A 22,679-nucleotide genomic window follows, 5' to 3' on the forward strand; every position below is an offset into this window, starting at 1 on the left:
CCCTGCGGCAGGCATGAAGATCACGGGTAGGGGCTACCCCCCTGCGACGCCGAAGGCGGCGCAGGGGGTCACCGTTCCTCTTCGGAGTCCTTGGGCACCTTGCAGCAGTGTTCGAGGTAAAGGGCGGCGCCGATCAGTAGTACGCAGGAGACGAACGAGCCGCCCGCGATCATGAAGTCCTGGCGGGGGATCTCCTGCTCAAGGAGTTCGGCGGTGTAGAGGGTGAATCCGGCGAACATGCCCCCGAAGACCGCCCCCGCGTACGCCGACGCCTTGGCCAGCGCCGCGAGGCGGGCGACCGCGAGCGGTTCGACGGGCTTGGTGTCCGGCTTTCGCTCGATCCTCGCCCGGGTCATCCACCCGCTGTAGGCCTCACCGATCGCCAGCAGCAACACCGTGGGGATCGCCGTCCACGGCACCCTCGGCAGGACCGAGTAGAACGGCCTCAGCAACGCCCACGACAGGATCGTGCACACGAGGAGAACGCCGAAAAGCACCCCGGGACGGCTCGGCCTCACTCCGGCCTCTGGAGGGTCAGGTCGGGGCGAAGCCGTACAGAGGTCTGATCCAGGTCGGCGAGCAACTCCGTGATCCCACGCCCGCCGAGTACGGCGTCCGGGTCGATCTGGGCCCAGGGGACCAGCACGAAGGCGCGCTCGTGCGCCCTGGGGTGCGGCAGCGTCAGCTCGGGGGTGTCGGAGGTCAGGTCGCCGACCGCGATCAGGTCGACGTCCAGGGTGCGCGGGCCCCAGCGCTCGGCGCGGACCCTGCCGAAGACGTTCTCCACGTTCAGCGCGCGTTCGAGGAGCGCCCTGGGTTCCAGGGTGCTGGAGGCGATGACCACCACGTTGAGGTACGGCCCCTGCTCGGGTCCGCCGACCGGGTCCGTCTCGTAGACCGGGGAGACCGCCACGAACTCCAGCTCCGAGGAGTCGAACAGTGAGTCGAGCGCGCCCTGCAGCGTGTCGAACCGGTCGCCCAGGTTGCTGCCGAGGGCCAGAACGATCTTCATGATCTGCTCCTGACGATCGTCACGACCACGTCGTCGAACGGCAGCGGGATGGGTGCGGCGGGTTTGTGCACGCTCACCTCTGCCGACTGAACCGCCTCACGGGCCAGGCAGACGTCCGCCAGGCGCTGGGCCAGCGTCTCGATCAGGTTCACCGGCTCACCCTCGACGACCTTGACCAGGTCCTGGGCGAGCTCTCCGTAGTCGACGGTCTTTTCGAGGTCGTCGCCCTCGGCGGCCGGGGCGGTGTCGAGGAGAAGCGTGACGTCCACCACGAACTCCTGGCCGAGCTCCCGCTCGGCGGCCAGCACACCGTGGCGCCCCCGCGCCCTCAGGCCCCTGACGCTGATCCGGTCCGTCACGCGGCTTCCTCCTCCTCGTCGTCGTCGGTTTGCAGAACGGGAGATCCGTGGTGCAGCCAGAGCCGCCAGCCACCGGAGGTCCTGACGAAGGTGTTGCTCGCCACGACCTTTCCCGCCGCGAAGCTGGAATCACCCTCGTCGCCCGCGGTGAGGATGTTCTCCTCACAGGTGAGGATCGCCACGTCCCCGAGCACCATGACGCGGACGTCGGTCAGCACGAACTGGATGTAGGGCGTGTTGGCCATGATGAGCGCCCAGGAGCGCAGCACCTCCTGGCGGCCGTTGATGATCGGCCACCCCGGGTGCACGCAGCTCACCTGCTCACCTTCGAGGTCCTCGGCCCAGATTTCGGTCATGCGGTCGAGGTCGGCGTTCTCGATCGCGGTGTAGAACGCCTGGTTGACCGTCTCGACGGCGGTGGTGTCGACGCTCATGATCTCGCTCTCTGAACTGCTGCGGCCACGCGGACAGCGTCCGCGTTCGGGCGTACGTCGTGCACTCGAACGCACCAGGCCCCCGCCTGCGCGGCGAGGGCGGTCACGGCGATCGTGGCGTCGTCGCTCTGGCCGAAGGGTCGGGGGGTACCGTCCTGGTCGGCCAGCAGACGGCCGAGAAAACGCTTGCGTGATGCTCCGATGAGCAGGGGGTATCCCAGCTCGGAGAGCTGGTCGATGCCCGCGAGCACGGCCCAGTTGTGGTCGGAGTTCTTCGAGAAGCCGATCCCGGGGTCGAGCACGATCTGGCTCTCCGCGACCCCTTCGGCGAGCACGGAGGCGACCCGCTTCGACAACTCCTCTCGAACCTCGGTCACAACATCACCGTAGATCGCCCGGCTGTCCATCGAGTGGCTGTGGCCGCGCCAGTGCATCACCACGTACGGCACGCCGGCGGCGGCCACCACTCTCGGCATCTCCGGGTCGGCCAGACCGCCGCTGACGTCGTTGACGAGCTTCGCACCCGCGTTGACCGCCGCCTGCGCGACCTCGGCCCGCATGGTGTCGACACTGACGGTGACGCCTTCTCGGCTCAACGCCCTGATGACCGGCTCGACCCTGGCCAGCTCCTCGGCGAGCGAGACCCTGGCCGCACCGGGCCGGGTGGACTCGCCGCCGACATCGACGATGTCCGCACCCTGTTCGACCAGCTCAAGCCCATGTCGTACGGCCGTCGCCACGTCGAACCACTGTCCTCCGTCGGAGAAGGAATCAGGGGTGACGTTGACCACGCCCATCACCAGGCAGCGGCCCTCGCTGGGCAGCCCCGGCACACTCCACGTAGTCATGCGGACAAGCCTAGGCGTTGTCCGCCCTTCGCCCATATCGCGGGTCCGGCTTGTGTCATACCAAGGGATCGCGCCCGGTGTGCGACGGGTGGCACAAGGTGCGAAGTGTCCGGACTGGAGGGACTGGAGCAGGCTGGACCTTGGCAAGTCTGGCGATATCAGCCCGAGCACGATCAGAGACTAGCCCTCCCTCCCCCGCCTCGTCCCCCTTTCCCTCACCCCTTCCTTGGGCTCCGGAACAGATGCCGCCCACCCCCATAAATCACTGAAAAACCCCGCAAAACCTCCCAAGGCCACAGTCAGTCCATGGGGAGAAGCGTCCCGAGAGGGCCGAGGTCGAGGTTGAGATCGGCGGGAGACAGGTCGAAGTGCTCACACAGTTCCTTCATCGCGCCTTCGAGGCGCATCAGCGTCAGGCCCAGCGTCTCGATCTGCTCGTCGGACAGGTCCCCCTGTTCCATCCGCCGCACGCACTGTCGCTCCATCAGCTGACGCACCAGTTCGACGAGGGTGAGGACGAGGCACGTCAGGTCGCGCTCGACCCGCTCGGGGTCGGTGTCGAGGCGCCAGCCGTCCCGCCGTACGGTCCGGGAGCGACTCTTCTCCGGCCGCGTCCCGCGCGGCCAGGTCACCCTCGATCGGGCCGCTCCCGACGGCACCCCGGCTGACCATTTCGTCCTGGACCGTCCCGTCCCCGGCCTTGGGCCGCCGGAGGCGGGCGGCTCACCTCCGGACCGGTTCATGGAGGCCCTCCGGATCGATCACGGTCGCCTCCGTGATGGACGTGATCAGCACGCGGAGGGAGATCCGTACGAGATCGACGTCGGCGATGGACAGGACGAGGTCGCCGGTCACCACGACGCCGCCCGCCAGCAGCCGGTCCAGGAGATCGACGAGCGCCACCCGCTCCGGTGGCAACCGTCCCCGCCGGGCCGGCTCGGCTCTCCTGGAGACCTCAGACGTCATCCGGCGCCTCCGCCGTACCAAGATCGATGTCGGTGAAGGAGTAGGGGGCCCACGGGCCGGTGAGCTCCAGGTCGAGACCCTGCCCACGGAGGGCGTCGAGAGTCGCGGCGAACTCGTCGGCGAGGTCGTCGTCGACCAGATAGGCACCGTTGAGCACCATCCACTCCTCACGTCCCGAGAGTTCGGGGTCCTGGGGGCGGTGACGTCTGCTCGCCACGGCGACGGCGGACAACGCGGCGTTGACCCGCTCGGCCTCGGTGGCCGCGTGGCGCCACGCGGTGTCCCGGTCGTGCAGGCTCGCCTGGCGCCGTCTCAGGTAGGCCGTTCCCGGGCTTTCGCCCTCCTGCTCCCGCCCGCCGGACGACGGGGTCCCCGCGGGCTGCCCCGCGTACGCCTTCACCCCCCACTCCCTGCGCCCGGCGACGTGCGAGAGCACCTCGGCGAAGTCGTCGTGTCTCCGTTCCAGCAGGGCGCTCACCTGCTCCTCGCCGGTGTAGACCGTGACGAGCCGCACCGGGGCCGTCGCGACCGCCTCCGAGACGGCCTCGACGACACGGTGATGGGCGCGGGCGGTGGCCGCGACCCAGTCCAGGTCCTCCAGCGAGCGCCGGAGCGGCTCCTCCCCGAACCGGTCGAGCGGTACGGCGCTGACGTACGCGACCAGACCGGCGTACTCGATCGTCCTCACCGGTGCGCCGGCCACCCCCTCCAGGCCGGACGGGTCGGGGCTGTCCGCGCCGTGTGCGATCGCGTACACGTATGTGCCGGTCTCAGTCACGGCCCTCCCTCGGCACGCGTGACCGCTCCCCGGTGGTCCCGCCGCGCGTCACGCCCTTGACGTCCTCCCGCGCCTCGACGAGCCCGTCCTCCTCAAGCGCGGTGAGCCGCCTGCGGAGCCTGCGGTTCTCCTCAACCAGGTCGCGGTCCTTCGAGGTCAGCCACGGATCGTGCTCCCACCAGTCGATGCCCAGCTCCCGTGCCGTGTCCACCGAGGCGATCAACAGGCGCAACTTGATCGTGAGCAGCTCGATGTCCAGCAGGTTCACGCGGATGTCTCCCACGATCACCACGCCTCTGTCGAGTACACGTTCCAGGATGTCGCCCAGGCTGGTCGTCTCCCGTCCGGCGAGCGACCTGCTGCCGTATCCCTGAGGCATCGCGGAACCGGGTCGTACCGGACTGGTCATCTCACGGCCCCTCACTGTCTCCTCTGCCGCGCTTGTAGCGACTTGTCCTGCGGTAGGACAGCAGGTCTCCCTCCCGGTCCAGTTCGACCTCGTAGAGCGCCAGGACGTCCCCTGAGGAAGGAACGCGACGGTCTTCGACGACCTCGACCCCGACGAGCCAGCCGTCCTCCTTCGGCTGCACGAACGTGACGCCCTCGACCTCCTTCGCGGTCAGCTCGGTGATCTCCCGTACGGCGAACCGACCCACGGTCGCCGCGGTGAGGCGCCGCCCTCTGGTCCGCGGCGGCTCCTCCTCGTCCTCGTCCTCGTCGAGGGGTTCCTCGTCGTAGAGGTCGTCGGAGACGTCCGCTTCGGCGATCCGCTCGCCACGGGCTCTGCGCCTGGCGGGCACGGGATCACCCCCTCTCCCCGTCACCCGGCAGGGCGGTGCCGTCTGTGCCGGGGCGGCCTGTCAACCGCCCGAGGACCCGCGTCACCGCCTCGGTCTCCTCCTCCTCGGTCATCAGACCGGCACGCCTTGCCTCCGCTATCTCCTCCAGCCTCCGCCGGACCCCGGCCGGGCTTCGTGTCTCCAGCTCGACCTGCTCCTCGATCAGCTCCGCGAGCCGGATCAGCCCACGGATCGGGGCGAACGGCAGGCCCAGGGTCAGGCCGAACAGGTCCATCCGTCATCCCTCCCCCGCCTGTGGAGTCGTGACGAAGTCGTACGGTGCCAGCGGTCCGAGCAGCCGTACGGTCACCCGGTCCGCCCACCGATCGCCGAACTCCTCGACAGCCCGCTCGAACTCCTCCAACCGGTCGGTCTCGATGAGGAACGCCGCGTGCACGGCGTCCTGTTCGTGGGTCGGCTCCCGTACGGCGACGGCGACGCTCAGCGGGGCGAGGGCACCGACGATCTCCTCGGTGTCGGCGTCACGTCTGGCCGCCACGCCCTCGCCGAGCAGTTCGCCGAGCCGGATCCGCGCGTCCCATGTCGCGTCCTCGGGTTTGCCGCGAATCCCGTCGAGCAGCCGGGAGGCCTCGGCGTTCTCCGCGAGGACCTCACCGATCACCACCGGTTCGACGTAGCGGCCCCTGACGATGTACTCCGTCCGCCCTTCCAGGTCCTCCAGCGCGTCGCGGAACGCGTCGTGGTTGGGAGCGAGCAGTTCGCCGACGACCGCTCCGTCATCGGTCAGCACCGCTCCGAAGCGGAGCGGCAGCACCGGTACCTCGGCGGCGGCCTCGTCCAACAGCCGTTGATGGGCGAAGAGGTCCTCCGGCCTGCCGAGCGGGCGGTCCAGCACGATCTCGCTCGTCAGGGCGGCGATCTCGCCGTGCCGTACCAGCCGGATCCGTCCGGGCGGGTCACCGACTCCCCTGGCGTCAGGGTCCACCTCGGTGTCGCCCGGCACGATGCCGTAGACGTAGGAGGCGCCGCCTCCCACTTGCCGTACGGCTTCGCCGGTCCCGGCGGTCTCGGTCTCTTTCGTGGAGCGGGGCATCTCAGTCCTCCCGCCTTCGCCGTCTGCGAGGCGCCGGTTCGGGTTCCTCCTCGGACTCCTCGGCACCCAGGAAGTCACGCAGCTTGTCTCCCGCCGCGTCCAGCGCCCCCTGGGTGATGCCCTTGGTCTTCGCCCTGCCCACGCCCTGTGTCATGTCCTGCACCACTTCCGGCAGGCCCTTTCCTCCTGTCTGCGTGAGGTCGAGCCGGTTCGCGGCCTCCGCGAAACGCAGATAGGTGTCGACGCTGGCCACGACGATGCGGGCGTCGACCGTCAGAATCTCTATGCCGACGAGCGAGACCCTGACGAAGGCGTCGATCACGAGACCCTTGTCGAGAATCGTGTCGATGACGTCGGCCAGTCCTGAGGAGGATCCGCCACCCCCTCCCGCTCCCGAAGGTTGCACGATGGTCATCAGCCGCCTCTCCCCGGCTCCGCGATCTCCTTCCCGGATTCCACGTCACGTGCTCCGGGCGGCTGCCCGGCGGCGGGCCGGGCGCGGAGCCTCCCTTGTCTTCGTGTCCGCGGCGCGACGCCGGACCGGACGCCTCGGAGTGGCCGCCTCGGCCTCATCGGCCTCGTCCGACTCCTCCGGCTCCTCCGGCTCTTCGGGCTCTTCGGGCTCTTCCGGCTTCTCGGCTTCGGCGCGGCGGCGCCGTACCGGACGCCTCGCCTGCGCGGACGCCTCTGGTTCCTCCTCGGCCCCGGCGGCGTGTTCGCCGTTCACAGGCGTCGGTTCCCCCTGGTCCTCTTCTGTCTCCTCGGTCTCGGGCTCCCTCGACTCCTCCTCTCTCAGGGCGGTCTCGTGGTCCTTGACGACCTTGCTGTCGCGTATCTCGCCGCGCCAGCCCTCGATGTCGTCCGGGTGAAGCAGCGCCTGCGTCATGACGTGCCGCCGGAAGTGCTTGAACTCCAGGCGCGCCCGCCTGCCCTGCGCCCGCCACAGGTTGCCGGTGCGCTCGAACAACCCCTGCGGGTGGTACTCCAGGACGAGCAGGACACGGGTCAGGTCGGGACCGAGCGAGTGGAAGCTCACGGCGCCGTCGACGTGGCCCTTGGCGCCCTTGGAACGCCAGATGATGTGCCGGTCGGGGATCTGCTCGACGATGGTCGACTCCCAGGTCCGGTGGGACCAGAAGACCTGTGCCTTCCAGGAGAGCTTCCCCTCGGCCTCCTGCTGAACCCCCTCGACCTTCTTCGTGAAGCTGGGAAAGTCCTCGAACTGGGTCCACTGGTCGTAGACGAGCCGTAGTGGGGCCCCCACGTCGAGTGTCTCGACGATGTTGGTGACCTTGAGCTTCTTCCCCTTGCCACCCTTGCCGCCACCGGTGACCTTCTGGAGCAGGCCTCCGGCCGCTGTCTTCGCCACCTCCTTGAGCCCGCTGGCCACGGGGTGCTTCGAGCCGATCACCGATCCGACGAGGCCGACCACCCCGCCGTCTCCCTTGTCGATGTAGTCGGTCAGCCGACCGGTCAGTCCGCCGAGTTTCTCGGTCGCGGACGACAGAAGTCGCTCTCCGAGCGCCTCGGCGAGATTGCGGAGTTCCTCGGTGAGCTGATCGACGGGAAGAGTCTGTGTGATCTCTCCGGCTTTCCCCTTCGTCTTCGTCTGCTCGGTCATCGCGCCTCATCCCGGACGCGGCGGACGGGACGGTCACGCCGGGAGGCTCTCTCCCGTTGCGGACTCCGGACCCGTACGGCCCGGCCCCGACCTCGTGGAGGCTCTTCCTCTTCCTCTTCCTCCTCTTCGTCCTCGAATTCGTCCTCCGGCTCCTCCTCGTCCTCGAACTCCTCTTCCTCGTCCTCCGGTTCCTCACGGGACCTGCGGGCCGTACGGCCCCGGCTCTCGGTGGGACGGCGCCTCCTCGGACGCGTCTCCTCCTCTTCTCCCTCTTCCTCACCCGCGGGACCACCGGGGACGCGCAGCGACTCGGCGCGTTCGTGAAGCTTGGAGGTCAGTGAGTCGATCTGCCGACTCGCCGCGGCCCTGGCCGCGGCCTTACCCACGTCGAGCAGTTCTCCCCGCACGTTCTGTGTGAGCTTTTCCAGCTCGGGAGAGGCCCCGAGTTGCTTCAGGCCCTGCTGCAGCAGGCCGCCTCCGCCCATGCCCAGCCGACCGGTCGCGCCCGCCGCCGCCAGCGCCAGCGCCGTCCGTAGTTTGTGACGCCGACCGAGGAAGTAACCCGCGCCGACCGCCAGGGCCATTTGCACTCCGCATTTCACGATCGCCACCCCTAAACGATCACTCCGTCGTGGAATCCGTCCGCCCGGAGCCTCGACGGGCCACCGGCGGGAAGGAGACGTTGTCCAGGACAAACGTCTGCCGCTTTAAACGTGTCGGAAGCATCTGGTTTCCGAACAGGCTGTCTCCCTACCCGAAAAGCCGACAGAAAAACACATATAGGTAAAAAGTAGACATACCTCGTTTGTAACCTGAAAGAACGCATTTTCCCGGCTTTTCGCGGCGGCCGGAGGCACCGGCGGTCCTCGCCAGATGGTCAGCGGAGAGCTGACTGGACCCTCACCCCCGAGAGGCTCGATCGTCAGTGGGACACCCTCCGTTGAGGAAGGTGGTGACGTCGGTTTCGCGGTAGCGACGGTGGCCGCTGGGGGTTCGCACCGAGGGCATACGGCCGGTGAGGGCCCACCGGTTGACGGTCTTGGGGTCCACGCCGAAGATGCGGGCGACCTCGCCGGGGGTAAGGAGGCGGTCGGTGGTGTCGGGTCCGGTGGCGAAGGTGCCGTCCGGGGCTACGGCCTTGAGGGGGGACATGGGGCTCTCCTTCAGTAGCGGCTGCGGTGGAGGATCTCGTCGTGCCGGGCCAGCGCCTCGGCCAACCGGTGGAGGGTCGTACGGCCGAGCACGTCCCTGGCCCCGGCCCTGCGCTGGTCGGGTCGCAGGGGGCCGTAGCGGATGGCCCACCATCGAGGAAGTCCCGGCAGGTCGTGCTCCTCGTACCGCCAGGCCGGGTGGGTGCTGGTGAGCAGGTCGATCAACCGACGTTCGTACTCGGTCACGGTCGTCCCTGGTTCTGGGAGCGGAAGAAGCGAGGGACGGGCACCCGGCCCCGAGCCGGGGAGCACGGGCCGGGCACCCTGGAGGAGTACCGGCCCCACGAGTACGGGGCCGGCGTGCCAGACGGCTCCCTCTTCCCCGACACGCCCATTTGTCCCGGCGCGCATGGAAACCGTCTGCGAGGGTGTGCGGCCCAGGTCCCTCATCCCTGAGCCGCACGTTCATGGGGTACGGCGAGCGACGGGTGGGATGAACGTCCACCGCCCGCCGTACCGGCTTCAGGAGCGCAGAAGTCTGCGCAGGCCCGGAACAACGACCTGACCAGGACATACGGCCTGAACGACCCGGGAGATCCGAGCAGCCTGGAGAGCGCGGGCGATGGCGACGGCCCGGATGCTCGGCGGCACCACCGGGGACGCCTGGGCGGTCAGCTTCCGGTCCAGCTCCTCAGCCGACCCGGCCCGCACCAGCGGCGTGTCCCCAGGACCCGGCCTGCCAGGAGGAACGCGACGGTAGGCGCTCCACAACCCGGTCGCCGAGTTGTGGAAGACCAGCCAGTCGGAGTGCGCCCGCTGTACGGCGTCGCAGCTCTGACGCGCGACACCCGACGTCATGCCGCCCTCCCACCCGGCGAAGGCCGTGCCCCGACGGACACCATTGCCTCACCCGACAAAGGCCGTCCTCCAGCGGACGCCGTCTCCCCACCCGGCGAACCCCGCTCCTCGCCGACCTCCCCGTTCCGTGCCCCGGAAGGCGGACGGCCAGCACCGCCCCTCCTACGCCGAACCGGCGCCGGGGAGGAATGCGGTGAGAGCCGGATGGCTCTGATCATCTCGGCCTCCCGCATCCGCTCCTCCAACCCCTCGGAGGTGGGGTCCTCCACGATCACCGGCCGGGGACCCTCCCAAGCGGCCACCGCGTAGAAACAGCGCCGTCCCAGGCTGTAGAGCACGGTCCAGTCCGCCCAGGCCTGATCGATCCGCTCAGCCTCCGCCCGTGCGGGTCCGTCCCACACCCGTCGATAGACCGGGGCGTACGGCCGGCCGTCCCGGTGCCGTCCGGTCATGAGGTGACCTCCTCGACGAAGGCGGCGGCGCGGGCGGTCTTCTCCTGCTCGGCCACGGCCTCCTGGACCTCGTCGAAGGTGTCGGCGTCCACGGCCGACTCGGCTCCGGCCCGTACGGCGACGCGGGAGAAGACATGGGTACGGAAGGCCCAGAACCGGCCCGCGTCACTGATGATCAACCGCCAGCCCGGGATCACCGGGGTCGTGGGGGTGTCGTGCATGATCTGGACCTCCGTGATCCGATCAGAGGCTCTTACCGACGAGGTGATCGCCAGACGGGCCTGCCCTGCGGAACAAGAAACAGCCGAAACCCGAACCGGCCGACAGGCCGTAGGAGCACGAGCAACAAGACATCGAGGCCGTACACCGAAGTGGTGGAGCTGGTGCACCCGCGTCCAGATGACCCCCCCGAGGGAACGGACGCCGAACCCTCCTGGGCAACGGTGGCCGCGTGGGCCGTACCGGTTCCACAGGCACAGACTCCGGAACCGCAACCGGCCCAAGATCCGGCTCCCCACCACCATCCGGTACAGCCTTCGCGGCCGGAACCATCGCGGGCGCCACCGGCTCAGGATCGGGACGCCGCTGAGCGGACACCAGCGGAATCACCTCGGCGGGTGCGACCTCCACCGGAGGCCGAGGAGCGGGAAGAAACTGCGGGCCGTGCTCGCGACGGGCCTGGAGACGGGCGTGCATCAATAGCCCGGACGGCTGCACATACTCGTGCTCGTCCTGACCGGGACAGCCGTGGGCGTAGGGAGAATGCCCACACCGGGCGCATCCCATGGGCAGAGGTACGGCACCGGCGAAGCAGCCGCATCCGTCCCGGATCGATGTGTCCGGGCCGAAGCTCGGAGCACTACTCTTGCTCACGTCAGGAGACACCTTCCTGATCAAGGCCCCGGCCGGTGTTGCCTCACCGCGATTCCGGGGCCGATCTCATGTCGAAGCTGTGACCGCGCAGCCGGTGACCGCCAAGTCCTCGGCCGCGCGGCGTATCACTCGCGAGTGCGACAGACTGGACGACGTGACCGCCACCAATCCACTCGCATTTGTCCGTTATGGTCTTAATGCCCTCTTGTTTATGGGGGCTAAAGTCCATGTGCTCGGACGATAGCCTGCCGTCGACAGCGACGCAATAGGGGGGCTAAATTTCGAGTGGACGCGATGTGAAGGACCGATACCTTGGATGCCAGGACGCTGCATGACATCGCAGCCATTTCCGACCCACTTGACCGTGCGCGCGCCGCATCCGCCGCTATGGCAACGCTGCAAGGCCAATCCGTAGAACTCTCCCGAATCCGCCGCGCCGCGATCATCGAGGCCCAGGAGTCCGGCATGAAACAGGACGACATCGCCCGCCACCTGGGAGTGACCCCAGGAAGGGTGAGCCAGATGAAGAAAGCCGGAGCCCCACCCCACCAGGCCCCGACAGGACCAATCGAGCCACGCCCACGCGTCATCGTGGAACGAGCGATCCCCACACCACCGGCGGTACGCGGCTCGAAATCCCTCTACCTCACCGAAGCCGCCAGCCAGGGACTCAAACCAGAGCGCAAGATGCTCTTCATCGGCCCCGAACCCGCAAGCGAGCACGTGGCCGTCGCCCTACGCGTCGAACCAGGCGACACCGTGATCGCCCGCCGCAAGATGTTCTGGGCCAACGACGTACCCGTACGGATCTCCACCAGCTACTTCCGCCTCGATGTCGCCCAGGACACCAGGCTGGACAAGCAGGAATTCGTGCTGCCCACCCTCCAGGCCGCGATCGAAGACCTCGGCCACCGCTTCAGCCACGCCACCGAGACACTGACCTCCCGGCCACCGACACCGTACGAAGCCGACCTGCTGGAAATACCCGGCGAATGGGTGGTGCAGGTACTCCGGATCAGCATCAGCACCGACGACATCCCCATCCACGCATTGGAAACTGTCTGCGCGGCCAGCCGACACGTATTCGTCATCGGACAAGTAGCCGGATTCGACCACTTCTGAGCATCCATCTATCGCCAGACCATTCCGGCGGCCAACAACACCATAAACAGGCGCCAAAACCGCTCCTCCGCGTTCGCCGCAACGCGGAGGGCCCTCCCAGTACGGCCAAACACTCGCATCTACGGGCTTCTGGAAGTCCAGCGGCAGACAGTCACGAGTTCCGATACGAGGTGAAAATGCGGTGACAGCCCTCACCATCGGCGCTTTCCTATCGCTGTCCGGCAAACACGCCCGCTTCGGACGCCAAGCTCAACTCGGCCTGGAGATCTGGCACACCGCCAGCCCCGCCCTGAACCTCCTCATCCAGGACGACCACAGCGACCCCGCCGTCCTGCGGGCGGGATTCCGTGAGCTGGCCGACCGGTGCGACCTCCTTCTCAGCCCCTACTCCACCCACCTGACCCGCACCGCCGCCCGCCTGGCCGCCGACCACGACCGCCTGCTGTGGAACCACGGCGGATCAGGCGACGACGTCGAAGCCTCCCACCCCGGGCATCTCATCTCGATCCTCACCCCCACCAGCCAATACGCCACCCCCTTCCTGCACCACCTGGCCACCACCACACCCCTGCCCCTGTGGATCGCCGCCGGCAAGGGCAGCTTCGGCCGACAGGTCGGCGACGGCGCCGAAACCACCGCGCGCGCCCTGGGCCTGCCCACCACACGGCTCGGCCCTGAAGACGACCTGGCCAGCATGGCCACGACGCAACCGTGGGCGCTGCTGTGCGCTGGAGCCTTCGAAGAAGACATCCAAACCATCCAGCGAGCCAGGGCACTGCCCGTACCACCCCAGGTGGTGTGCACGGTCGCGGCGGGCGTCCACGAGTTCGGCCAGGCCCTCGACCACCCCCAGGGGATCTACGGCATCGGGCAGTGGTTCCCCGGCACGACACCCACACCTCGCCTCGGCATGGACGAACCCACCTTCCTGACCGCCTACCGCGAACGCGCCGGAGTACTCCCCGACTACCCGGCCGTCCAGGCCGTGGCCGCCGCGACCATCGCCACCCACTGCGCCACAACCGCCGGAAGCACCTCACGTACCGCTCTCTGACAGGCCGCTACCGACCTGGAGACCACCACCCTGTTCGGCGCCTTCAAAATCGACCCCCACACCGGCACCCAACACGGTCACCAACCAGCCCTCATCAGATGGAGCCCCACCGGCCCAACACCCCTCTGAACCAGCGCCCCAGCCTGGCCGTCGTCAACCACAGCCAATTCACGGGACCGTGAAGGCGGGTTCCGCTCACCTCGATCTGGAAATGCCTCCGCACAGATAGGTGGACTCCTCCAGAAGCCGCGGCGTCATCGTGATCCCGGTGAGGCGTTCGGCCAGGAGGAACGCCGGTCCTGCATGGGGGTCGACGACTGGATAGACGGCGGAGTCGATCCGTTCCATGACCTCTGCGAGTTCGTCCGGCATCTCCTCCGAGTACCCTTCCTGGGGCGGGAACTCAAGCTGGACCTTCCCGTCTTTGATCCAGTGGGAGTAGCCCTCCTGGTGCAGGAACTCGAACCGGATCTCTCCGTCGTCGATCCAGTGGAAGTAGTCCATGCCCTCGATTTCGAGGTAGAAGTGAGAGACAAGGCGGGTACCCGCCGACAGCGGCATGATGATCTCTTCGGTGACGCCAAGCCCACTGTTGGCTTCGGCGAGGAGCACCCAGTCTCCAACGGAGGCGGCGCCGAAGGCCTGCCACCGGATCAGTTCATCGAGCGTTGTGTGAGAGCAGTTCTCAACCCGGGCGCCGAGCCGGGTCATCAGTTCCTCGGGCGTCAGGCCACGGACGTAGGTGAAGCAGTAGGCGTCCGCCAGGCCGGGAAAGCGCCGGGAGAACCAGGAGTAGTCGTCAGGAGTCGCGATCATCCCGTCAGACTCGCAGCGTCCACCGACACAATATGGGGTCATGCCATCCAGCCGCCTCGGCGATCGTGACGGCTTCGGCGGGTCTCTTTTTGTGGTCCGTACGTACGAACGGCCCTGGGACCCGTGGTCGACTCCGGCAGCAGAGTTCGACAGTTGCGTCTGCATTAGGGTCAACAGGTGACGAATTCCATCAAAACCGACAGGCTCGTGCTGCGAAGGTGGCGTGAGGAGGACAAGGAACCGTTCGCGGCGCTGAACGCCGACCCAGTTGTCATGGAGCACTTCCCTGCCACGCTCTCCCGGGAGGAGAGCGACGCGCTGGTCGAGCGTGTCGAGGCCGGTTTCGAGGAGCACGGGTTCGGCTGGTGGGCGGTCGAGGCGGATGGGGAGTTCCTCGGCTTCACCGGACTGCAGGTTCCCAGGTTCACCGCCCACTTCACGCCGTGCGTGGAGATCGGCTGGCGGTTCGCCTCCTCCGCCTGGGGTCGTGGGTACGCCACGGAGGCGGCGCGGGCGTCGTTGGAAGACGGGTTCGGTCGGCTCGGCCTGACCGAGATCGTCTCGTTCACGGCGGGGCCGAACGTCCGCTCTCAGGCGGTCATGCGGCGGCTCGGGATGACTCACGACGCCGCCGGGGACTTCGACCATCCGGTGCTGCCCGAGGGTCACCCGCTGCGCCGCCACGTCCTGTACCGGATCCGACCACAGGGGTGAACGAGGCTCTGCTGGGTGTCCGCCGAACACCCAGCACATTCGCCTGGCCAGTCGAAACGCCAGGGTGACGAGGACAGCAAGGCGTTCGCTACGACTGTCTCGACCAGCAACCACCCTGCCCTGAGCCTCGTCATCCACGACGACCGCGGATCGACTGTCAGACCTGCCTGGAATGCTCCCGGCATGGACATGACGCTGCAACTGACGATCGACTGCTCCGACCCGCAGAGAATGGTGGCCTTCTGGGCCGAGGCCCTGGGCTACGTTCCTGAGCCCCCACCCGGTGGGCACGTCACCTGGCGTTCTTACTGAGCGGCGATGGGGGTGCCCGAGGCGGAGTTGCCGGCCGGTGCCGGGGATGTCCCGGAGTCGATCATCGACCCCGAGGGGCGAGGGCCGCGGGTGTGGTTCCAGCGGGTTCCGGAGCCGAAGGTCGTCAAGAACCGGTGGCACTTCGACCTGAAGGTCGGTGGGGGCCCTGCCGTTCCCCTGGACGTCCGTGCGCAGCGGGTCAAGGCCACGGTGGAACGGCTGGTCGAAGCCGGTGCCACCGTACTGCGGATCAAGGACGAGCCGGACATGGGGTTCTACGCCGCCGCCATGCGGGACCCGGAGGGCAACGAGTTCGACATCGTCTGACGGTGACGGGCGAAGAGTGGCGAGGCCCCCGCGGACTCGCCACTCGTTTGTCTAGGCGTGGGCGGCCAGCCGCGGGGTCCTCCTTCTCAGGATCGAGACGCCCACGGCCGCCAGCCAGGTGGCGGCGATGCCGTTGAACATCGCGACCGCGCCCCAGCCGTTGGAGGCGTAGAACTCGTCGGAGTTGAAGCCGAAGAACATCGACGGCACCCCGGCCAGGTGCAGGGCGGCGATGGCGAACGACGACCAGCCGACCCAGCCGGGAAGGGCGCGGGACCGCAGCACCGCGTATCCGAAGGCGACCCCGAAGACGACCAGCATCAGATGGGTGATGGAGCCGTAGAGCAGGTAGGTGGGCACGGTTCGGGTCGGGTCGATCTCCTCGGCGGCCTTGATGGCGCTGCTGCCCTCGATCCCCTTGGCGACCATGTCGACGATCGTCCACGTCACGCCCGCCGTACCGGCGACCGCGCCGAACCATTCGAACCGGGCGTCGGCCTGCGCGATCAGAGGCCGGACGCCGGCCATGAACACCAGGAACAGTGTGAGGGCGAGAAAGTTGAAGAGCGTACGGGTGAGGATCAGCCAGTCCGGCATGAGACTGCCGGTCTCGACACCGCAGGCCGGGGGGTCACAGGTGGGCACCACGAAGTAAAGGGGGAGTTCGGCCATCGCGAAAACGGCGCCGAGGACCGCGGCCAGGCCGATCCAGCGGCGCGCCACAGACGGGAACTGAATCTGTGCATGCCATGAAGTGTTCATGGCATGCACAGTAGCAACAACTGTGTAAGCCGTCTACTATTTCTCCTGGATCTTCGAGAGGACGCAGGCCATGACCCCACGTAAGAGTCACGACCCCGTACCCGCCGACCTTGAGGCGCTGCCGCCGGGTCTGGCCGCGGCCTGGGGCGTGGTCGACGCCGGGGGGCGGCGCGGTCCCAAACCGGCGCACAGCGTCGAGAAGATCATCGCGGTGGCGACGGAACTGGCCGACGAGGAGGGCATCGCCGCCGCCTCGCTGCCGAAGGTGGCCGCCCGGATCGGCGTGACCGCCAACGCGCTGTATCGCTACGTCAGTTCCAAGGAGGAGCTCATCGTGCTCTTGGCCGACCGCGCCTGGGGCGACCCGCCCGCGCTGCCGGACGGCGACTGGCGGGAGGCGGCGGCGCTGTGGTCACGCCGGCTGTTCGAACGCTTCATCTCCCGCCCATGGCTGCTGGACGTGCCGACGACCGTCTCGCTGACCCCGCACAACGCGGCCTGGCTGAACGCGCTGATCACCGTGCTCGGATCGACCGGCATGGCGGCGCAGCAGACGCTGAACTGCGCGTATCTCCTCGACAGCCACGCCCGGTACGGTGCCAACCTGCGGCGCAACACCCCGACACCGGCCGCGTTGCGCCGGGCGAATCCCGACCAGCGACGGGCGGTGCGCGCGGTCCGCGTCTTCCTGGACGGCCAGCTCCGCTCCCGCGACCTGAACGCCGTCGCGGACGCGATGGAGGACCCGATGTTCCTCTCCGACGAGCCCCCGCTCGACGGCTTCGAGTTCGGTCTCGCGAGGATTCTCGACGGCATCGAGTCATATGTCCGACGGTGAGAATGCCGTCACGGTCGGCCTGCCGGATGGACCGCCGTCGAAGCACGCGGGCCGTACGGCCTCCCCAGCGAGCCGAGGAGGCCAAGCCGGTCAAGAGTCAGTAGTCGGCCAGGGCGTTGGGGCCCAGGAGGACCTTGAGGTCTCCGGCGAAGGCTCCGTTGGCGAGGTTGACCTTGTACTCCGGGGCGAGGCCGACAAGGACCTTGCGCCGGTTGAGACGTTCGACCATGAACTGGACCGGGGTGTCGCCCTTGTGGGTCCGGAACATCTGCTTCAGCTCGTCGACGAGCTTTCGGTCGATCTTGCTCTCCTGGAGGGAGATGACGATCGGGTCCTTGTCGCCGGGCTGGGGGACCTTGGAGATGTCGAGGAACTCGAAGGCGACGGCGTTGAAGCTGACGCTGGCGTCCTCGCCGTTCTCCCGGATGCGGATCTTGCCGGTGCACGCGACGACGAGGTCGGGGGCGAGGTTGTCGCCGTAGAGCTGGTAGGTGGTGGGGAAACAGGGGACCTCAAGGCTGCCGTCGTGGTCCTCGATCTTGAGGATGGCCCAGACGTTGCCCTGCTTGGTGACCTTCTTCTCGACGCCGGAGATGATGCCGGAGATCTTGATCTCACCGCGTTCCCGGTCGGCGTCGCCGTTGAGGACCTGCGCGATCGAGTGGGTGCGGTTCTTCTCCAGGACGCGTTCCGCGCCGTTGAGAGGGTGGTCGGAGACGTAGAGGCCGAGCATTTCGCGCTCGAAGGCGAGCTTGGTCTTCTTGTCCCACTCGTTCGGCGGGACGACGACGGCGAAGGCCGCGTCACCGTCACCGGAGTCCTCGAAGGCGCCGAACAGGGAGTCCTGCCCCATCGCCTCCTTCTTCTTGACGTCGATGACGGAGTCGATGGCCTGTTCGTGGACCATGACGAGCCCGAATCGCGGGTGGTCGAGGTCGTCGAAGGCCCCGGCCTTGATCAGTGATTCGATCGTGCGCTTGTTGCAGACCTGGACGGGAACCTTGGTCAGGAAGTCATTGAAATCGGTGTACTTCCCGTGTTCCTTGCGGGCCGAGATGATCCCCTGAATCGGGCCGTCACCGACGTTCTGAATCGCGCCGAGGCCGAACCGGACGTCCTCGCCGACGGCGGAGAACCGGAGGTTGGACTCGTTGACCGACGGCGGCAGGACCCGGACCTTCATCCGGCGGCATTCGGCCAGGTAGATGGCCATGCGGTCCTTGTTCGTGCCGACCGAGGTCAGGAGCGCCGCCATGTACTCGGCGGGGTAGTTGGCCTTCAGGTAGGCGGTCCAGTAGGAGACGAGTCCGTACCCGGCGGTGTGGGACTTGTTGAAGCCGTAGGAGCTGAAGGGTTCGAGGACGTCCCAGACGGCCTTGGCGTGTTCCTCGGTGAAGCCCTTGGAGACCATGCCGGAGGAGAAGGTGGCCCACTGTTTGTCCATCTCCTCCTTCTTCTTCTTGCCCATCGCGCGCCGGAGGATGTCGGCGCCGCCGAGGGTGTAGCCGGCGAGCTGCTGGGCGATGGCCATGACCTGCTCCTGGTAGACCACCAGGTGGTAGGTGTTGCCGAGGATCGGCTCCAGGGCGTCCTTGAGGTCGGGGTGGATCGGCTCGACCTTCTGCGTTCCCGCCTTGCGCAGCGCGTAGTTGACGTGCGCGTTCGCACCCATGGGTCCGGGACGTCCCAGCGCGAGGATCGACGAGACGTCCTCGAACTCCGTGGGGGCGATCAGCTTGGTGAGGTCGCGCATCATGGACGAGTCGAGCTGGAACACGCCCAGCGTCCACCCGGCGGCCAGCAGCTCGTAGGCCTTCTTGTCGTCCAGCGGCACCTTGAGCATGTCGAGCTCGATGCCGCGGTTGGCCTTGATGTTCTCGACCGCGTCCCCGAGCACGGTGAGGTTGCGCAGGCCCAGGAAGTCCATCTTGAGCGCGCCCATGTTCTCACTGGACGGCCCGTCGAAGCCGGTGATGCGGGCGCCGTCGTCCTGCCGCATGAAGATCGGCATGACGTCGACCAGCGGCTGGGACGACAGGATGACGCCGGCGGCGTGGACACCGGTGCCGCGGGTCAGCCCCTCAAGGCCGAGCGCGGTCTCGATGACCTTCTTGACGTCGGCGTCCTCCTCGTACAGCTTGCGGAGTTCGCTGGCCTCGGCGTACCGGGGGTGGTCCTTGTCGAAGATGCCGCTGAGCGGGATCTCCTTGCCCATGACGGCTGGCGGGAACGCCTTGGTGATCTTCTCGCCGACGGCGAAGGGGTAGCCCAGGACGCGCCCCGCGTCCTTCACGGCCGCCTTCGACTTGATCGTCATGTAGGTGATGATCAGCGAGACGTTGTCCTCGCCGTACCGCTCCGTGACATAGCGGATCATGTCACCGCGCCTACGCTCGTCGAAGTCCAGGTCGACGTCGGGCATCGAGATTCGTTCGGGGTTGAGGAACCGCTCGAACAGCAGCTGGTGCTCGATGGGGTCGAGTTCGGTGATGCCGGTGACGTAGGCGACCATCGACCCGGTGGCCGAACCTCGTCCGGGGCCGACCCAGATGCCGTTGTCCCGGGCGTACTGGCAGATGTCGGCGACGACGAGGAAGTAGCCGGGGAAACCCATCGTCTCGATCACGCCGAGCTCGTACTCGATGCGTTCGAGGACCTCGGCGGGGACCGGGTCTCCGAACCGGCGGACGGCGCCGCGGGCGCACTCCTTGCGCAGCCAGCTCATCTCCGTCTCCCCTTCGGGGACGGGGAACTTGGCGGCGAGGTCCCGGTGGGCGAACACCTCGTCGTAGGACTCGACCCGTTCGGCGATCAGCAGGGTGTTGTCGCAGCCCTGCCTCCACAGCTCGTCGTGGTCCAGGCCGCGCATCTCCTCGGCGGAGCGGATGTAGTAACCGGCTCCGGAGAAGCGGAAGCGGTCGGGCGCGTCGATCTGGGAGTTGGTGCCGACGCACAGCAGCGCGTCGTGGGCGGTCGCCTGGTCCTCGGTGACGTAGTGGGAGTCATTGGTGACCAGCGGCGGGATGTTGAGCTTCCTGCCGATCTCCAGGAGCTGTTCACGGACACAGGTCTCGATGAGGATCTTCCCGTGGTCCATCAGCTCCAGGAAGTAGTTCTCCCTGCCGAAGATCTCCTGGTACTTCGCCGCGTGCTCCAGCGCCTTGTCGAACTGGCCCAGCCGCAGCCGCGTCTGGACCGCGCCGGACGGGCAGCCGGTCGTCGCGATGATCCCCTCGTGGTACTGGTCGAACAGCTCGTCGTCCATGCGGGGGTACTTCTTCATGTGGCCTTCGAGCGAGGCCAGCGAAGAGATCTTGAAGAGGTTCTTCAGGCCCTGGGCGTTGTAGGCCCACATCGTCTTGTGCAGGTAGGTGCCGGACGCCGACACGTCACCGCCGACCCCGCGCTGCTCGTCGAACTTGCGCTGGTGCGGCTCTCCCCAGAAGACGGGCTTCTTGTGGAAGCGGGATTCGGGGCTCACGTAACCCTCGATCCCGATGATCGGCTTGATCCCGGCGCCGGTGACCTTCTTGTTGAACTCGTAGCTGCCGAACAGGTTGCCGTGGTCGCTCATCGCGATGGCGGGCATGCCGAGCTGACTGACCCGATCGGCCATCTTCCCGATCTTCGCCGCGCCGTCCAGCATGGAGTACTCAGTGTGAACATGCAGGTGCACGAACGAATCAGCCACGGTTGATCTTGGCCTTTCGGGGTCGAGCGGTCGGTGCCCCAACCTTATCGACGCGGCTCAGTGGGTGACCCTTGTTACTCCCGGAAGCGCATGATCGACTTGTATGTCCGGCCCTGCCCTTCCGCGAGCCCCGGTATGCCCATACGACATGGAGGTCTTGCGCGTGTTGGGACCACCTCGCAGAGTGAGGACCAGACCGCCCGCCCTAAGGCAAGGAGCCCCCATGATTCCCGATCTGACCGGCGCCGAGTTCCACAAGAGCAGTATCAGCGGCACCCACGACGACTGTGTCGAGGTCGCCGTGAACCTCCCCGGCCTGGTGGCCGTCCGCGACAGCAAAGATCCCTCCGGCCCGGCCCTGGCCTTCAGCGTCTCCGGATGGGACGCCTTCATAGGCGATGTGAAAATTGGAACGTTCGATTTCTGAGCGGCTGAGTCGCCTTCGCCGGGTTCCGGCCGAACAGCGGGCCGTACCCGGCCCAGGGTGGCCATCGCAGGCCGTCACGGGCCACCGTGGACGCCCCCGCGCACCACGATGGCCCGGCCCTCTCGGGACCGGCTACGTCAGCGACTCGGCCGGGGCCACGATCGACGGGCCGCCGGTCTCCTCGGCGCTCCGGCCGAGCTGCCTGATCGGCCTGATCAGCAGGAGCGCCGCCGCCACGCCCAGCGTCACCAGGGCGGACCCCATGATGAAGGTGCGCGGGTCGATCAGCGTGGTGACCGGGCCGGCGATCGCCTGCCCGACCGCCATGCCCGAGACCGATCCGGCCACCTGGTAGGCGTTGACCCGGTTCATCACGTCCGGTGCGACCTTCGTCTGGATGCTGGTCGACCACATCACCGACCAGAACGCCATCGCGACCCCTCCGAGCAGGTGCCCGGCCATCAGCATCGGCAGCGGCAGCCCGAGCGCGACCGACAGGGGCGCGGCCATGTAGCCGCTCAGCGCCATCGCCCCGGCGGCCAGCGGCTTGGCCGGTCTGAGCCTGATCGCCACCAGCCCGCCCAGTACGGTGCCGAGGCCGAGCGCCGCCATCACCCAGCCGTAGTCGGCCCCGATGACCTGCGACGACAGCGGCACGTACGGCCCGATCACCAGAACTCCCCAGAAGACCCAGACCAGGATGGCCGACCACATCCAGTTCATGGCCCTGAACTCCTCCCAGCCTCTGCGCAGATCGCTCAGCATGTTGGAGGGGCCCGGCTTGGGTACGGTGACCCGGATCAGCAGCAGGGCCACCCCGCTGACGAGGAAGGTCGCGGCGTCGACCGTGTAGACGAAGACCGGGCCGGTGGCGATGATGAGGACTCCGGCCAGCGCGGGACCCGCCAGCTGGGTGATCGCCTCGGCGATCTTCAGCGTCGCGTTGGCCCGTTGCGGGTCCTTCGCGACCAGGGGAACCATGCCGTTGATGCACGGTTCGAACGTCCCGGCGCCGATGCCCGAGAAGAACGCCATCGTCAGCAGCAGGGCGAGCGGCGGGGCGCCGTCCAGGAAGGCGACGGCCACACATCCCTGGGTGACGACCCTGAGCGCGTCCGCGCCGATCATCAGGCGCCGGGCGCCGATCCGGTCGGCGAAGACCCCGCCGAACAGCATGACCAGCACGGCTGACGTGGTCCAGATCGCGAGCGTGTAGCCGACACCCGCGATCCCGTAGACTTTTCCGACCGCCAGTGCCGAGGCGACGGGCATCATCGCGTCACCGAGCAGTGAGATCGTACGGGCTCCGAAGTAGAGGCTGAAGTTCCTCGTCCACATAAATCCCCATTCTGGGTTTCTCCAGCTCAGGGC

The 22,679-nt window shown here is 67.7% G+C and carries 28 protein-coding genes and 1 pseudogene; 6 read left to right on the forward strand and 23 right to left on the reverse strand.

Features of this window, described 5'->3' with window-relative positions; translation table 11 throughout:
• Positions 1–68: 68 nt before the first annotated feature.
• From ACFYY8_RS28745 to ACFYY8_RS28835, 19 genes are all read right to left on the reverse strand, one after another.
• Positions 69–518, reverse strand: coding sequence for a DUF3180 domain-containing protein (locus ACFYY8_RS28745; protein ID WP_390046185.1), 450 nt, complete (start codon positions 516–518; stop codon positions 69–71).
• Complete coding sequence (gene folK / locus ACFYY8_RS28750; RefSeq protein ID WP_352014132.1) at positions 515–1,012, reverse strand: 2-amino-4-hydroxy-6-hydroxymethyldihydropteridine diphosphokinase; 498 nt, start codon at positions 1,010–1,012, stop codon at positions 515–517. Before folK ends, ACFYY8_RS28745 begins: the two co-directional genes overlap by 4 nt.
• Positions 1,009–1,371 (reverse strand): dihydroneopterin aldolase, encoded by a 363-nt coding sequence (folB, locus tag ACFYY8_RS28755; RefSeq protein WP_390046187.1) that lies wholly within the window; start codon positions 1,369–1,371, stop codon positions 1,009–1,011. Before folB ends, folK begins: the two co-directional genes overlap by 4 nt.
• The gene (locus ACFYY8_RS28760) at positions 1,368–1,805 is read right to left on the reverse strand and encodes a nuclear transport factor 2 family protein (RefSeq protein WP_390046189.1); all 438 of its coding nucleotides are present in this window, start codon (positions 1,803–1,805) and stop codon (positions 1,368–1,370) included. Before ACFYY8_RS28760 ends, folB begins: the two co-directional genes overlap by 4 nt.
• On the reverse strand, positions 1,802–2,653 hold the full coding sequence (gene folP, locus ACFYY8_RS28765; protein ID WP_390046191.1) for a dihydropteroate synthase: 852 nt from the start codon (positions 2,651–2,653) through the stop codon (positions 1,802–1,804). The genes ACFYY8_RS28760 and folP overlap by 4 nt, the downstream gene beginning before the upstream one ends.
• A 299-nt stretch (positions 2,654–2,952) precedes the next feature.
• On the reverse strand, positions 2,953–3,285 hold the full coding sequence (locus ACFYY8_RS28770) for a gas vesicle protein K (protein ID WP_390046192.1): 333 nt from the start codon (positions 3,283–3,285) through the stop codon (positions 2,953–2,955).
• A gap of 91 nt (positions 3,286–3,376) precedes the next feature.
• Entirely contained in the window at positions 3,377–3,619 is a 243-nt protein-coding gene (locus tag ACFYY8_RS28775) for a gas vesicle protein (RefSeq protein ID WP_390046194.1), read from the reverse strand.
• Positions 3,609–4,397 (reverse strand): GvpL/GvpF family gas vesicle protein, encoded by a 789-nt coding sequence (locus tag ACFYY8_RS28780; protein WP_390046196.1) that lies wholly within the window; start codon positions 4,395–4,397, stop codon positions 3,609–3,611. The genes ACFYY8_RS28775 and ACFYY8_RS28780 overlap by 11 nt, the downstream gene beginning before the upstream one ends.
• Positions 4,390–4,806: a gas vesicle protein gene (locus tag ACFYY8_RS28785; RefSeq protein WP_390046198.1), complete on the reverse strand. Its 417-nt coding sequence runs from the start codon at positions 4,804–4,806 to the stop codon at positions 4,390–4,392. Before ACFYY8_RS28785 ends, ACFYY8_RS28780 begins: the two co-directional genes overlap by 8 nt.
• 1 nt (position 4,807) lies before the next feature.
• Entirely contained in the window at positions 4,808–5,197 is a 390-nt protein-coding gene (locus ACFYY8_RS28790; RefSeq protein ID WP_390046200.1) for a gas vesicle protein, read from the reverse strand.
• 4 nt (positions 5,198–5,201) lie between these two features.
• Positions 5,202–5,471 carry a gas vesicle protein GvpG gene (locus tag ACFYY8_RS28795; RefSeq protein ID WP_352014141.1) on the reverse strand — a complete coding sequence of 90 codons (270 nt, stop codon included), beginning with the start codon at positions 5,469–5,471 and terminating at the stop codon, positions 5,202–5,204.
• 3 nt (positions 5,472–5,474) lie between these two features.
• Positions 5,475–6,290, reverse strand: a complete 816-nt coding sequence (locus ACFYY8_RS28800) for a GvpL/GvpF family gas vesicle protein (RefSeq protein ID WP_390046202.1) — start codon at positions 6,288–6,290, stop codon at positions 5,475–5,477.
• Position 6,291: 1 nt separating this feature from the next.
• On the reverse strand, positions 6,292–6,705 hold the full coding sequence (gvpJ, locus tag ACFYY8_RS28805; RefSeq protein WP_362780971.1) for a gas vesicle protein GvpJ: 414 nt from the start codon (positions 6,703–6,705) through the stop codon (positions 6,292–6,294).
• Between the two features lie 45 nt (positions 6,706–6,750).
• The gene (locus ACFYY8_RS28810) at positions 6,751–7,911 is read right to left on the reverse strand and encodes an SRPBCC family protein (RefSeq protein WP_390046204.1); all 1,161 of its coding nucleotides are present in this window, start codon (positions 7,909–7,911) and stop codon (positions 6,751–6,753) included.
• Positions 7,908–8,495, reverse strand: a complete 588-nt coding sequence (locus ACFYY8_RS28815) for a hypothetical protein (RefSeq protein ID WP_390046206.1) — start codon at positions 8,493–8,495, stop codon at positions 7,908–7,910. Before ACFYY8_RS28815 ends, ACFYY8_RS28810 begins: the two co-directional genes overlap by 4 nt.
• A 316-nt stretch (positions 8,496–8,811) precedes the next feature.
• A complete protein-coding gene (locus ACFYY8_RS28820) occupies positions 8,812–9,063 on the reverse strand; it encodes a BldC family transcriptional regulator (RefSeq protein WP_390046208.1) in 252 nt (83 codons plus the stop codon).
• Between the two features lie 11 nt (positions 9,064–9,074).
• Complete coding sequence (locus ACFYY8_RS28825; RefSeq protein WP_390046210.1) at positions 9,075–9,308, reverse strand: hypothetical protein; 234 nt, start codon at positions 9,306–9,308, stop codon at positions 9,075–9,077.
• 276 nt (positions 9,309–9,584) lie between these two features.
• Positions 9,585–9,920 (reverse strand): hypothetical protein, encoded by a 336-nt coding sequence (locus tag ACFYY8_RS28830; RefSeq protein ID WP_390046211.1) that lies wholly within the window; start codon positions 9,918–9,920, stop codon positions 9,585–9,587.
• Positions 9,921–10,368: 448 nt separating this feature from the next.
• Positions 10,369–10,593 carry a hypothetical protein gene (locus ACFYY8_RS28835; protein ID WP_390046213.1) on the reverse strand — a complete coding sequence of 75 codons (225 nt, stop codon included), beginning with the start codon at positions 10,591–10,593 and terminating at the stop codon, positions 10,369–10,371.
• A gap of 964 nt (positions 10,594–11,557) precedes the next feature.
• Between ACFYY8_RS28835 and ACFYY8_RS28840 the strand changes: the two genes are divergently transcribed.
• Positions 11,558–12,367: a UTRA domain-containing protein gene (locus ACFYY8_RS28840; protein ID WP_390046215.1), complete on the forward strand. Its 810-nt coding sequence runs from the start codon at positions 11,558–11,560 to the stop codon at positions 12,365–12,367.
• Between the two features lie 181 nt (positions 12,368–12,548).
• On the forward strand, positions 12,549–13,421 hold the full coding sequence (locus tag ACFYY8_RS28845; RefSeq protein WP_390046217.1) for an ABC transporter substrate-binding protein: 873 nt from the start codon (positions 12,549–12,551) through the stop codon (positions 13,419–13,421).
• A gap of 195 nt (positions 13,422–13,616) precedes the next feature.
• On the opposite strand, the gene ACFYY8_RS28850 is transcribed toward ACFYY8_RS28845, so the two are convergent.
• Positions 13,617–14,237 (reverse strand): DUF6461 domain-containing protein, encoded by a 621-nt coding sequence (locus tag ACFYY8_RS28850; protein ID WP_390046219.1) that lies wholly within the window; start codon positions 14,235–14,237, stop codon positions 13,617–13,619.
• A gap of 177 nt (positions 14,238–14,414) precedes the next feature.
• On the opposite strand from ACFYY8_RS28850, the gene ACFYY8_RS28855 reads away from it, so the two are divergent.
• On the forward strand, positions 14,415–14,951 hold the full coding sequence (locus tag ACFYY8_RS28855) for a GNAT family N-acetyltransferase (RefSeq protein ID WP_390046221.1): 537 nt from the start codon (positions 14,415–14,417) through the stop codon (positions 14,949–14,951).
• A 189-nt stretch (positions 14,952–15,140) separates the two neighbouring features.
• Positions 15,141–15,590, forward strand: a pseudogene (locus ACFYY8_RS28860) (VOC family protein).
• A 51-nt stretch (positions 15,591–15,641) separates the two neighbouring features.
• Here ACFYY8_RS28860 and ACFYY8_RS28865 read toward each other — a convergent pair.
• Positions 15,642–16,313, reverse strand: a complete 672-nt coding sequence (locus ACFYY8_RS28865; RefSeq protein WP_390046223.1) for a hypothetical protein — start codon at positions 16,311–16,313, stop codon at positions 15,642–15,644.
• Positions 16,314–16,422: 109 nt separating this feature from the next.
• On the opposite strand from ACFYY8_RS28865, the gene ACFYY8_RS28870 reads away from it, so the two are divergent.
• On the forward strand, positions 16,423–17,190 hold the full coding sequence (locus tag ACFYY8_RS28870; protein ID WP_390046225.1) for a TetR/AcrR family transcriptional regulator: 768 nt from the start codon (positions 16,423–16,425) through the stop codon (positions 17,188–17,190).
• A gap of 97 nt (positions 17,191–17,287) precedes the next feature.
• Here ACFYY8_RS28870 and dnaE read toward each other — a convergent pair whose 3' ends face one another.
• Positions 17,288–20,881 carry a DNA polymerase III subunit alpha gene (gene dnaE, locus ACFYY8_RS28875; protein ID WP_390046227.1) on the reverse strand — a complete coding sequence of 1,198 codons (3,594 nt, stop codon included), beginning with the start codon at positions 20,879–20,881 and terminating at the stop codon, positions 17,288–17,290.
• A 223-nt stretch (positions 20,882–21,104) separates the two neighbouring features.
• Between dnaE and ACFYY8_RS28880 the strand changes: the two genes are divergently transcribed.
• On the forward strand, positions 21,105–21,308 hold the full coding sequence (locus ACFYY8_RS28880; protein ID WP_390046229.1) for a DUF397 domain-containing protein: 204 nt from the start codon (positions 21,105–21,107) through the stop codon (positions 21,306–21,308).
• 132 nt (positions 21,309–21,440) lie between these two features.
• Here the strand turns inward: ACFYY8_RS28880 and ACFYY8_RS28885 are convergent, their stop codons facing one another.
• Positions 21,441–22,646 carry an MFS transporter gene (locus ACFYY8_RS28885; RefSeq protein WP_390046231.1) on the reverse strand — a complete coding sequence of 402 codons (1,206 nt, stop codon included), beginning with the start codon at positions 22,644–22,646 and terminating at the stop codon, positions 21,441–21,443.
• Positions 22,647–22,679 lie beyond the last annotated feature (33 nt).

The organism is Streptosporangium sp. NPDC001559, assembly GCF_042893955.1.
Classification (GTDB): Bacteria; Actinomycetota; Actinomycetes; order Streptosporangiales; family Streptosporangiaceae; genus Streptosporangium.